The organism is Duganella levis, from assembly GCF_009857605.1.
GTDB lineage: Bacteria > Pseudomonadota > Gammaproteobacteria > Burkholderiales > Burkholderiaceae_D > Rugamonas > Rugamonas levis.
On record NZ_WWCT01000022.1, the window covers coordinates 18,769 to 30,732 of the forward strand.

General features: G+C 63.3%; 8 protein-coding genes and 1 tRNA gene. 8 read left to right on the forward strand and 1 reads right to left on the reverse strand.

Annotated elements, in window-relative coordinates:
* Window positions 1-23 precede the first annotated feature (23 nt).
* The 5 genes from GTP69_RS23110 to GTP69_RS23130 all read left to right on the forward strand — a co-directional run bounded on the left by GTP69_RS23110 (window position 24) and on the right by GTP69_RS23130 (window position 7,382).
* On the forward strand, window positions 24-1,133 hold the full coding sequence (locus tag GTP69_RS23110) for a GlxA family transcriptional regulator (protein WP_229261113.1): 1,110 nt from the start codon (window positions 24-26) through the stop codon (window positions 1,131-1,133).
* A complete protein-coding gene (locus tag GTP69_RS23115; RefSeq protein ID WP_161057075.1) occupies window positions 1,130-2,575 on the forward strand; it encodes an MFS transporter in 1,446 nt (481 codons plus the stop codon). Before GTP69_RS23110 ends, GTP69_RS23115 begins: the two co-directional genes overlap by 4 nt.
* Window positions 2,576-2,647: 72 nt before the next feature.
* On the forward strand, window positions 2,648-5,017 hold the full coding sequence (locus tag GTP69_RS23120) for a S9 family peptidase (protein ID WP_161057076.1): 2,370 nt from the start codon (window positions 2,648-2,650) through the stop codon (window positions 5,015-5,017).
* Window positions 5,018-5,025: 8 nt separating this feature from the next.
* The gene (locus tag GTP69_RS23125) at window positions 5,026-6,318 is read left to right on the forward strand and encodes an alpha-amylase family glycosyl hydrolase (protein ID WP_161057077.1); all 1,293 of its coding nucleotides are present in this window, start codon (window positions 5,026-5,028) and stop codon (window positions 6,316-6,318) included.
* A gap of 95 nt (window positions 6,319-6,413) precedes the next feature.
* Window positions 6,414-7,382, forward strand: a complete 969-nt coding sequence (locus tag GTP69_RS23130; protein WP_161057078.1) for a DUF3616 domain-containing protein — start codon at window positions 6,414-6,416, stop codon at window positions 7,380-7,382.
* Between the two features lie 4 nt (window positions 7,383-7,386).
* On the opposite strand, the gene GTP69_RS23135 is transcribed toward GTP69_RS23130, so the two are convergent.
* Window positions 7,387-8,787, reverse strand: coding sequence for a M20/M25/M40 family metallo-hydrolase (locus GTP69_RS23135; RefSeq protein ID WP_161057079.1), 1,401 nt, complete (start codon window positions 8,785-8,787; stop codon window positions 7,387-7,389).
* A gap of 122 nt (window positions 8,788-8,909) precedes the next feature.
* On the opposite strand from GTP69_RS23135, the gene GTP69_RS23140 reads away from it, so the two are divergent.
* The 3 genes from GTP69_RS23140 to GTP69_RS23150 all read left to right on the forward strand — a co-directional run bounded on the left by GTP69_RS23140 (window position 8,910) and on the right by GTP69_RS23150 (window position 11,926).
* Window positions 8,910-8,985 (forward strand) — tRNA-Phe (locus GTP69_RS23140).
* 234 nt (window positions 8,986-9,219) lie between these two features.
* The gene (locus GTP69_RS23145; protein WP_161057080.1) at window positions 9,220-10,563 is read left to right on the forward strand and encodes an NHL repeat-containing protein; all 1,344 of its coding nucleotides are present in this window, start codon (window positions 9,220-9,222) and stop codon (window positions 10,561-10,563) included.
* 91 nt (window positions 10,564-10,654) lie between these two features.
* Window positions 10,655-11,926 carry an acetamidase/formamidase family protein gene (locus GTP69_RS23150; RefSeq protein ID WP_202424536.1) on the forward strand — a complete coding sequence of 424 codons (1,272 nt, stop codon included), beginning with the start codon at window positions 10,655-10,657 and terminating at the stop codon, window positions 11,924-11,926.
* Window positions 11,927-11,964 lie beyond the last annotated feature (38 nt).

Here is an 11,964-nt window from a genome sequence, read left to right on the forward strand (position 1 = left end):
TTTCTTGCGAACGATTCTAAAGCTTGCCTAAGCAATATCGTGCAGCTAATATCGCCAATATGCAGACCAATCCCGCCACCGACCTCGCACCACTTGACGTGCAGCTGCTATGGCTACCGGAAGCGATGCCGGGTAATTTATTTGCCGCCATCGATGTGCTGAATGTGGCGGCAGGGATACTACAACTGCGCAAACCGCACTTGCCGGCGCCGCTGACGTGGCGCGTGATCACCCCGCCCGGCATCCCATCCCCACTCAACGCCGAGGCCATGGCCGGCATGCAGAAACTGCCGCCGCAAACACTGCCGCCGCAACGCACGCTGATCGTGGTACCCGGCCTCGCCGCCCGCAACGCGCCGCACCTGGGCGACATCGCCGAGCGCCATCCCGACGTGCTGCAACTGCTGCACGACCACGCGCTGCACGGCGGCCTGATTGCCGCCTGCTTCACCGGCATGGTGTTCCCGGCGCGTCTGGGCCTGCTGACCGGCGCTCCCTGCGCGCCGCCGTGGGCCTATCAATCGTGGATGAAACTGCACTTCCCCGAAGGCGACTTCGACACCGACGAACCGATGTCCTTCCACGAACGCGTATCGACCTGCGTCGCGCCCGGCCTGCAAACCGAATTCATCGCCGCGCTGCTGGGCCGTCTGCTCGACCCCGACCTGATGGAAGGCTGCCTGCAAGTGCTGCAATACCAGCAGCGCCGCCAGCAGATCACTTCCGAACTAAGCGGCGTCTGGCTCACGCCCACTTCCGACAGCCCCGTCTACCGCGCCACCCAATGGCTGCAAACCAATCTGGAACAGCCGTACAACCTGCAGGCACTGGCCGAAGCCGCCGCCACCAGCGAACGCACGCTGCTGCGCCACTTCCGCCAGGCGGTCGGCATGACGCCGCTGGAATACCTGCACAAGCTGCGCGTGGAGCGCGCCAAGGTGATGATGGAAGTCTCGCTGCACAACTTCCATACCATCGCCTCCGCCTGCGGCTATGCGGACGCCGGCTCGTTCCGCCGCCTGTTCCAGCAGGCCACCGGCATGAATCCCAGCGTCTACCGCGAACGCTTCACGCTGCGCGCGCGCCGGCCGCATTGGAAGGTCGAACAAAAATCGCAAGAGGCACTCACATGAACCACGGCGCCAAAATCCTGCACCTGCGCGGCGCTGCCGGCATGAACGCCATTTACCGCAAAGTCAGCTGGCGTCTCCTGCCGTTGCTGATGCTGTGCTACGCGGTGGCCTACCTCGACCGCGTCAACGTCAGCTACGCCAAGCTGCAAATGGGCGCCGACCTCGATTTCAGCAACCAGACTTACGCCTGGGGCGTGGGCATCTTCTTCATCGGCTACTGCCTGTGCGAGATCCCCAGCAACCTGCTGCTGGAAAAAATCGGTGCGCGCAAAACGCTGCTGCGCATCATGCTGTGCTGGGGCGTGACCGCCGCTGCCGGCGCCTTCGTGCGCGAGCCGGTCGAGTTCTACGTGATCCGCTTCCTGCTTGGCGTGTTTGAAGCGGGCTTCTTCCCCGGCGTGATCCTCTACCTGACCTACTGGTATCCGGCGGCGCGGCGCGCCCGCGTGATCGCCCTCTTCGCCTCGGCCGCGCTGCTGGCCGGCGTGGCGGCCGGCCCGCTGTGCGGCGCCACGCTGCAATACATGCACCAATACGGCGGCCTGCAAGGCTGGCAATGGCTGCTGGTGCTGCAAGGCCTGCCGGCCGTGCTGCTCGGCGTGGTCGCCTACTTCTACCTCGACGACAAACCGGAAGATGCACGCTGGTTGTCGTCGTTTGAACAGCAGATGATCGAACAGGACCTGGAGCGCGACGAAGCGGCGCTCAACGCAGCCACCGGCGGCGACGCCCACGCGCAGGAGGCCCGCAACGGCAAGGCTAGCGCCAGCGCCAGCGCCGCCGATGATGCCGAGCCGCCCTCCGCCTTCGCCACCATCTGGTCGCTGGTGCGCCAGCCCACCATCGCGCTGCTGGCCGTCGCCAACCTGCTGTTGATGGGCGCCAGCTACGCATTGATATTCTGGTCGCCGACGCTGATGCAGCGCTGGGGCGCGGGCAGCCATATGCAGCTTGGCCTGCTGGCCGCCATCCCCAACCTGGCCGGCGTGATCGGCATGATCCTGATCGGCTACGACTCCGACCGCCGGCGCGAACGGCGCGGCCACTTCATCGCCTGCATGGTGCTGGCGGCCGGCGGCCTCGGACTCGCCATCGCCGGCGACAACCGCCTCACCTGGTCGCTGGCCGGCCTGACGCTGGCATCAATGGGCATCGCCGCCGCCTCGCCGCTGCTGATCTCCATCGTCACCGGCATGCTGAATCGGCGCCGCGCCGCCACCGGCATCGCGCTGATCGGCAGCTTTGGCCTGCTGGGCGGCGCCTTCGGCCCACCGCTCAGCGAACGCCTGCTGGCCTGGGGCGACAGCGCCGCCATGCTGGCCGCGCTAATCGCCCTCTATCTGGCGGCCGGCGCCATCCTGTTACTGGCATTGCGGCTGGCGCCACGCCACGGCGGCCCTGACGCCGGCCATGGCCAAACCGACAAGATGGCCCGCAGCTAACGGTTGGGCTAGAATCTGGGAGGCGCTGCGATCCGGCGCTCCCGTTCACCCAACCTACAAGCGAAACTATCGATGCGTTTTGTATTGCCACTCCTGGCCACCGCCATGGCGGTCCACGCCACTGCCGCCAATGCAGCCACTCCTGCACCAACGCCCATCACCCTCGATCAAGCCATGGCCAATCCGGACTGGATCGGCAACCCGGTGGAATCCGCCTGGTGGGGCTGGGACAGCCGCCAGGTCTACTTCAAGCAGAAACGCAGCGCCTCCGCCGTGCGCGACACCTACCAGATCGCCGGCGCCGCCGCCAAGCTGGTGGAAGAAAAACAGCTGGCCAATCTCGATAGCGCCGACCCGGTCTACAACCGCGAACGCACCCGCGCCGTCCTGCTGCGCAACGGCGACCTGTTTGAACGCGACCTGAAAACCGGCGCGCTGACGCAGATCGTGCGCGGCACCACGCCGGCGTCCGACGCCCAATACGCCGCCGACGGCAACCACGTGCAGTTCCGCGTGGGCAGCGACTGGTTCAGCTGGAGCCGCAGCGAACGCCTGGTGTCGCCGGTCGCCCTGCTACGCACCGCCAAAGACCCGGACGCCGCCCCGGACTCCGACTTCCGCCGCGACATGCAACTGCGCCTCATCACCACGCTGGCGCAGCTGAAGAAGGACAAGGACGACACCCGCGACCAGCGCAACACCGACCGCGCCGCCGACGCCACCCGCGCGCCGCTGCCGATCTACCTCGGCGACAAAGTCACCATCGAAACCAGCTCGCTGTCGCCGGACGGCCGCTACCTGCTGGTGGTCACCGCCGCCAAGGATGGCGACAAACGCCGCATCGGCAAGCTGCCGAAATACGTCACCGAATCGGGCTACGAAGAAACCGACGAAGAGCGCAAGCGCGTCAGCGAAGCCGGCCCGCTGGCGCATCACCTGAAACTGATTGAAGTCGCCACCCGCAAAGTGACCGAGCTGTCGCTGGACGACCTGCCCGGCATCAAGGAAGACCCGCTGGCCGCGATGCGCGTGGCGCAGAAGCTGGACGCGCTGAAAGGCAACCGCGCCGTGCGCTTCGAAGGCCGCGAAGACTCGATCCGCTGGAGCGCCAACGGCGCGCGCGTGGCCGTGCTGGCGCAAGCCATCGACAACAAGGATCGCTGGATCGCCGCCGTCGACCTCAGCGCCGCCAAGCTGCAACCGCTGCACCGCCTGAGCGACGCCGCCTGGGTCAACAACCGCGGCAACGACTTTGGCTGGCAGCCTGACAACAGCACGCTGTGGTACGAATCGGAAGAAAGCGGCTACTCGCACCTCTACCTGCGCACCGCAGACGGCAAGGCACGCCCGCTCACTTCGGGCAAATGGGAAGAGTCCAACGTCACCTGGTCGGGCGACGGCCAGACCGCCTACTTCATGTGCAACCCGAAACTGCCGGGCACTTATGAAGTCTGCTCGACCAACACCAGGGACGGCGCACTGAAGGAATTGACGTCGCTGGGCGGCGTCGAAAGCTTCGCGCTGTCGCCGGACGGCCGCAAGCTGCTGGTGCGCTACTCCACCGCCTACATGCCGGCGCAGATCGGCACCATCAGCAGCAGCGGCGGCGCGATTACCCAGCTGACCGATACCCGCACCGCCGACTACAAAGCGCGTGAATGGATCGAACCGCAAATCGTGCCGGTGCCATCGACCCACGGCGCCGACCCGGTGTGGGCCAAGCTGTATCGCCCGGCCACGCTGGAAGCCGGTAAAAAATATCCGGTCGTGATGTTCGTGCACGGCGCCGGCTACCTGCAAAACGTCACCAAGCGCTACCCGGTCTACTTCCGCGAACAGATGTTCCACAACCTGCTGGTGCAGAAGGGTTACATCGTGATCGACATGGACTACCGCGCCTCGCTCGGCTATGGCCGCAACTGGCGCACCGCGATCTACCGCCAGATGGGCCACCCGGAACTGGAAGACTACGTCGATGGCCTGAACTGGATGGTGGCCAATCAACAGGGCGACGTCAAAAACGTCGGCATCTACGGCGGCAGCTACGGCGGCTTCATGACCTTCATGGCGCTGCTGCGCGCACCGGACCAGTTCAAGTCCGGCGCCGCGCTGCGTCCCGTCACCGACTGGACCACCTACAACCACGAATACACCGCCAACATCCTGAACACGCCGGAGCTGGACCCGGAAGCGTACAAGGTGTCGTCGCCGATCGAATACGCCGACAAGCTGAAAGGCAACCTGCTGATCGCCCACGGCATGATCGACGATAACGTCTTCTTCCAGGACTCGGTGCGCATGGCCCAGCGCTTCATCGAACTGAAAAAAGCCAACTGGGAACTGGCGCCGTACCCGCTGGAGCGTCACGGCTTCGTGCATCCGGAATCGTGGTACGACGAATACCGCCGCATCTATGAACTGTTTGAACGCACGCTGAAATAAGGGACTCTATGAAAAAGCTTGCCGCCTCGCTGATCCTGGCGACGTTATTCACCGCCGCCCACGCCGAGCCGAAACACCCGGCGTGGTCGCGCAGTTCCAACGTGTATGAAGTCAATCCGCGCCAGTTCAGCAAGGAAGGCACGCTGAACGCGGTCGCCGCCAGCCTGCCGCGCCTCAAGCAGATGGGCGTGGACATCGTCTGGCTGATGCCGATCCACCCAATCGGCCAGAAGAACCACAAGGGCACGCTGGGCAGCTACTACGCAGTGCAGGACTACACCGCCGTCAACCCGGACTACGGCAGCGTCGACGACCTGCGCAAGCTGGTCAAGCAAGCGCACGCGCTGGGCATGCACGTGATCCTCGACTGGGTGGGCAACCACACGGCGTGGGACAACGTGTGGGTGCAGCAGCACCCGGACTGGTTCAAGAAAAACGACAAGGGTGAAATCTACTCGGTCACCATCAAGAACGATGCCGGCGGCAGCGAGGAATGGAGCGACGTCGTCGGCCTCGACTACGACAACAAGGAACTGTGGAAGGGCATGACCGACGCCATGGCCTTCTGGGTCAAGGACGTGGGCATCGACGGCTTCCGCGCTGATGCCGCCGGCATGGTGCCGATCGCGTTCTGGGACCAGGCGCGCGCGCAGCTGGACAAGATCAAGCCGGTGTTCATGCTGGCCGAAGCGGATGATCCGGCGCTGCACGATAAAGCCTTCGACGCCAGCTACGACTGGCCGCTGAACGGCATCATGAAGAAGATCGGCAAAGGCCAGGCCGGCGCCGCCGAGCTGCGCGACTACGTGAGCAATCCGCCGAAAGCCTTCCCGCGCGACGCCTACCGACTCCAGTTCACCAACAACCACGACATCAATTCGTGGGAAGGTGCGGACAAGGATCTGTATGGCCCGGCGTGGGGCGCGATGACGGTGCTGAGCTACACGCTGCCCGGCATCCCGCTGGTCTACAACGGCCAGGAAGCGAGGCTGGACAAGAAGCTGGAATTCTTCGAGAAAGATCCGATCGACTGGAAGAACTACGAACTGGAAGGCTTCTTCGCCGGCCTCAACGCGCTGAAGAAACAGAACCCGGCGCTGTGGAGCGGCACGGCCGGCGGCGCGGTACAGCTGCTGGACGTCGGCAACCCGCAAGTGTTTGCCTTCAAGCGCCAGCAAGGCGCCAACAACGTGCGCGTGATCGTCAACCCGACCGCCCAGCCGCAGAAATACAAAGTGCCCGGCGAACCGGGCCAGTCTACGCTGAAGCCGTGGCGCTGGCGCATCATCGTGCCGGAGTAAAACAAAACGCCAGACCGCAATGTCTGGCGTTTTTATTATGATTGAATATTTTGCATCGCTCTGCTAATCTGGTTTGAGCATCTCAACGGGAGAGCATGATGAGCGGATTCAAATGGTGTGCCTGCACTGCCCTGCTATGCACCGGTCTGGCACACGCCCAAGCCGCTGACCCGATCGAGCACTTCGGCATGTGCAACGCCTCCGCCGCCGTCCTGATCGGCCAGGACCGCTTCCTCGTGGCCGACGACAACGACAACATCCTGCGCCTGTATCACACCGACCGCTCCAGCACAGTGGAATGCTCCGCGCAGCAGGAAAATTGCTTCGACCAATCCGCCGCGCTCGATCTTCACGGCCAGAATACAGAACGGGAAGTCGATATCGAGGGCGCGGCACGGATCGGCAATCGCGTCTACTGGATCGGCTCTCACGGCACCAACACCAAGGGCAAAAAACGCCCGAAACGGCGGCAGATCTTCGCTACGGATATCGACGAAGCGCAAGGCAAGGTCAGCGTCACATGGGTAGGCCGCTACACCGGCTTGCTGGAAGCGATGGATGCCGACCCCGCCCTGAAAAAATACCAACTGCTCGACGTCGCGAAAAAAGCGCCTGAGGAAAAACACGGTCTGAATATCGAAGGCCTGGCGGCGTCGCCGGAAGGCCATCTGCTGATCGGCCTGCGCGGCCCGCTGTTTAAAAACAAGGCGTTGGTGGTGACCTTGAAAAATCCGCAGGCGCTGATGGACGCATCGCCGGCGCTGCAATTTGGCGAACCGGCGGAACTGAAGCTTGGAAAACGCGGCATCCGCAGCATCGAATATGCGCCGAAGCTTCACGCCTACCTGATCGTCGCCGGATCGGAAGGTTCAAAAGAAGATTTCAAGCTCTACAAATGGTCCGGCGACCGCAAGGCGAAGCCGGAACCACTCAACATTGAACTACCCCGCGGCTTCCGGCCGGAAGCGCTATTCGCGCTGGCCGACGGCGTCAGCTTCAAGCTGCTGAGCGACGACGGCGATAACTGCGAGGGTAAATTCCGCAGCATCACCATCAAGCCGTAGCCGCTTACTCGGTCGCCAGACGCTTGCCGAGGCGATACAGATATTCCTGGCCGTCGTACAGCGACTTCACGCGGATGTGTTCATTCAAACCGTGCGCGCCGCTGCCTTCCGGGCCGTGGAACATGCCGCTGATCCCGTAAGTCCAGATGCCGGCGTTGTTGAGGAAGCGGCCATCGGTGCCGCCGGTCGACATGGTCGGCACCACCGGCACGCCCGGCCACATATCGTTGCTGATTTGTTCCACCGCCGACATCAGCACCGGCGTCATGGGCGGCATCGGACCATCGACGCCATCGCCGACGCGGGTGATCTTGATCTTGTCATCGGCCACCACGCGCTGCAAGGTCGCCTGCACCTCGGCGATCGGCTCGCCCGGCAGGATACGGCAATTGACCGTGGCCCGCGCGCGTTGCGGCAGCGCGTTGTCGGCGTGGCCGGCATCGACCTTGGTCGCCACGCAGGTGGTGCGCACGGTGGAATTGTGCACCGGGCTTACCGCATACAAACGGTCCAGCGCCGCCTGGTCCGGCGGATCTTGCAGGATCGCCTTCATGTCCTGCGCCACCTGGCCCTTCTCAATCGTCGACATGCGCTCATAGTAAGCGCGCGTGACCGGCGACAGCTTGAACGGGAACGAGAACTGTCCCAGCCGCGACAAGCCATCGGCCAGATGATAAATCGCGTTGTCCTTGAACGGCGCCGAACTGTGGCCGCCGGGACTGGTCACCTCCAGCTGGAAGCTCTGGTAGATTTTTTCGCCGGCCTGGATGCCGTGGCGCACCGGCTTGCCGTCCTTGTCCAGCAGACCGCCGCCGCCTTCGTTCAGCGCGATCTCGGCGTCGATCAGCGCGCGGTGGTGGTTGACCAGGTATTCGGCGCCGTCAAACTTGGATGGCACCAGCTCCTCATCGCAGGTCAGCGCCAGAATGATGTCGCGCTTCAGCGGCAGCTTCTCTTTTTTGTAGAGCAGCATATTGTTGACGAAGGCGGCGGCCATGGCCTTATCGTCCGACGAACCGCGCGCGTAGAACATGCCGTTTTCCTCCACCAGCTTGAACGGATCGCGCTCCCAGTCCTCGCGCTTGGCCTCGACCACATCGATATGGGCCAGCAGCAGCAATGGCTTTTTGCTGCCGTCGCCCTTCAGGCGCGCAATCAGATTGCCCTTTTGCGGGCCGCCGGGCGGGATGATCATCTGAAGTTCGCTATCCTTGAAACCGCCGGCTTTGAGGCGCTTGCCCATCTTCTGCGCGGCCACGGTGCAGGAACCGACCGAATTGGTGGTATTGGTTTCCACCAGCTCCTGGTAAATCGACCGCATCTGCTGCTGCACCGACGTCAACTCCGCCCCGTGCGCCGCGCCTGCCGCCGTCAACACCCCCAACCACCACGCCGCCTTATTCATATCGTCCCTGTCTGATGAGATTGTCTAATTGACTAAATTTATCCCTCCACCATATTGCTGTCAATAAAATGGATTCAGCCCCTTGCCAAACCCGGCGAGTGGTCGCTATAATTGCGGCCCTTGGCCTGGTAGCTCAGTTGGTAGAGCAGAGGATTGAAAATCCTTGTGTCGGTGGTTCGATTCCGCCCCGGGCCACCAAGAATAAAAAATCAAAACGCCCACTCTTGCAAGTGGGCGTTTGTATTTCCAGGATTCACAGTCCTCGGCTCCGGTCCATTTCCGCTACGCTACAGATTCACGCCTATCAGCAAGCTTGGGCAAACACCAGCTCAGGAGCTTGTGTCTATGCTTTCGTCCGGGCCGCCCCCCAAATTTACTCCTCGCAACTGAATATTGTGCAATACTATATTTTTGATAACCCCGGAGGAGATCATGCAGAAGAGCAATTCACCGCGCGTCATCCTGTCAGGCATCGCGCTCTCGGCGTTGGCCGCTTGCGGTGGCGGCAATAGCACGACGCCAACGCCCTCGGTCCCGGTGGCCCCGCCCGTACCGATCTACACGGTCGGCGGCGCCATCACCGGACTCAAAAGCGGCGGCATGATACTGGCCTCCGGCGCCGACAAGCTCAGCGTGGCGCCGGCGGCGACCAGCTTCGTGCTGCCGACCGCCCTCACCGCCGGCACCGCCTACAACGTCGTTATCGCCGACCAGCCGCCGCGCTTTACGCAAATGTGCGCGCTGGTCAATGGCAGCGGCACGATAGGCAACGCCAACGTCACCAATATCGGCGTCAGCTGCAGCGACCAAGTTGCTGTGGTTAGCACGCTGGCCGGCACCAACAATCCCACCAAGCTCCCCACTGGCTTGCCGGAGCCGGTGTTCGACCATCCCCAAGGGTTGACGCTCGACGACGCCGGCAACGTCTTCGTCGCCGATCAGAACAACGCGCGTATCGCGATGGTCACGCCGGCCGGCGTGGTCACCACCTTCGTTGGCAGAACACCTGGTGAGGCGCCGAGCGACGCCGATCTGGTACTTGGCAAAATCGAGGACATCACGCGCGACAAGGACGGCAATTTTTACGCGGTGGGCCAGCATATGGTTTTCAAGATCACCAGAGCGGGGGTGATCACGACGCTCGCCGGCGCGCCGTCAATCGGCTATGCGGACGGCACCGGCACGCAAGCGCGCTTCAACACGCCGCTCGGCATCAAGGTCGACGACGCAGGCAACCTGTACGTGGCCGACACGCTGAACTTGCGCATCCGTAAAATCACGCCGGCCGGCGTGGTCACCACCATCGCCGGTAGCGGCGTGCGCGGCTCAGTGGACGGCGCGGCGCTGCAGGCGAGCTTCGCCAACCCGATCGGCATCGCTGTCGACCAGGCCGGCAACGTGTTCGTCTCGGAGAGCAATCTGATCCGCAAACTGACGCCGGCCGGCACGGTGTCGACGTTCGCCGGCAGCGGCAGCGACGTCGGCGAAGATGGCCAGGGATTGAAAGCGAGCTTCAACCAGCCATACGGGTTGGCGATCGACGCCGCGGGCAACCTGTACGTCGCCGAGCAGGGCGGTACGGTACGCACGATTTCGCCATCAGGCTATGTGGCGACCGTGGCCGGCAAAAACCGCGCGGTCGGCAGGGTCGACACGGACGGCGTCGGCAGCGTGGCCACCTTCAGCACGCCGCATGGTATCGCGGTCGACGCGGCAGGCAACCTGTACGTTGGCGACCGAATGGGCGGACGGGTGCGCAAGATCGTTCAGCAATAAGCGCGAGGCAGCTCGTTCCAGGAAGCAGCGATACGGAGTTTCCCAGCATCCATGGCCTGACTTTTCTTTTCGATACGAGCTGGAGCGGGCCATGCGTGCAGCACTTTTTCTCTCCTTACTAGGCGTCGCGCTGTCGGCGCAGGCGGCGGAAGATTGGCTGCTGCAACTGGATCGCTGGGGCAATCCATCCTACATGACACTGCATTTTCAGGATGAACACGGCAAGCTGTCCGGTACGCTCGACGGGGATGCGCTGACTGGTACGCGCAGCAACGGCCAACTGGTGCTGAGCGTCATCGACAAGCAAGGCAAGCGCTACGAATACAAGGGCAGCACCAGCGTCGATCGCCTGCAGGGCACGGCGAACTTTCCCGATACGAATGACAGCAACGCGCGCGCCAATCACCCCTTCAGCGCGCGCCGTCTGCCGGAACGCACGGCCGCTACACCGCAGCGGTATGAATACGTGCCCAAGGATTACTCGAATACCTTCAGCACCAACCGTCTGCCGGTGCTGAAGGTCTGGCCCGGCGACACCATCCACACCACCACCATCGATTCCGGCGGCGTCGACGAGCACGGCGTCACGCGCGCGCTGTATGGCAATCCGCAAACCGGCCCTTTCTTCATGATGGGCGCGGAGGCTGGCGACACGCTGGTGGTCCATTTGCTGAAATTAAAACCGAACCGCGATTACGCCGACAGTCTGGATGCCATCGTCGGCCGTGCGCAAACCGCCGGCATGGCCAGCCGCGCAAGCAACCTCGGCAAACCGGTGCGCTGGAAGCTGGACCGTGAGCGCGGCGTGGCCAGTCCCGAACAACCCAGCAATACCTCGTCGATGGCGGTGGAGTTCCGCGTCGAACTCATCAAGGGCAAAGCCATCGGCATGCCACGCATCGAATCGCCGACGCACATCATGACGCTGGGCCAGGCCGGCTCACTGGACGACGCCCTGCGCCTCGCCACCGCCGGCATGACGCAATGGCTGCAACAAGATTACGGCCTCAGCCTCTCCGACAGCGCCATCCTGCTGGGCAGCACGCCAATCTGGCCGGCCGCAGCGTCGGCGTCGCCGCCAGATTCAATGCCAGAATATTGGTCTGAAAGGCGATACCGTCAATCAAGCCCACAATCGGCTAATCACCCGCAACAGGCCGCCGTGCGCGGTCTGAACGGCGACGAGGTCGGCTGCCTTCAGCAGCGGCATATTGATGGTAATGGCCACCGCGCCGGCATGCAGCGCGACGGCAAGCCTCGGGCCTGGCCTGAAAGAGTGATGGTTCATGTTGGGTGTCACCAGAGTGCCGGGGTTGCCGGTCTCACCGCACCGGTAGCAGCCAGCATAAAAATCCGCAACTGACAAAAACATGACGCCGTGATGATAATGACGACCCGGCC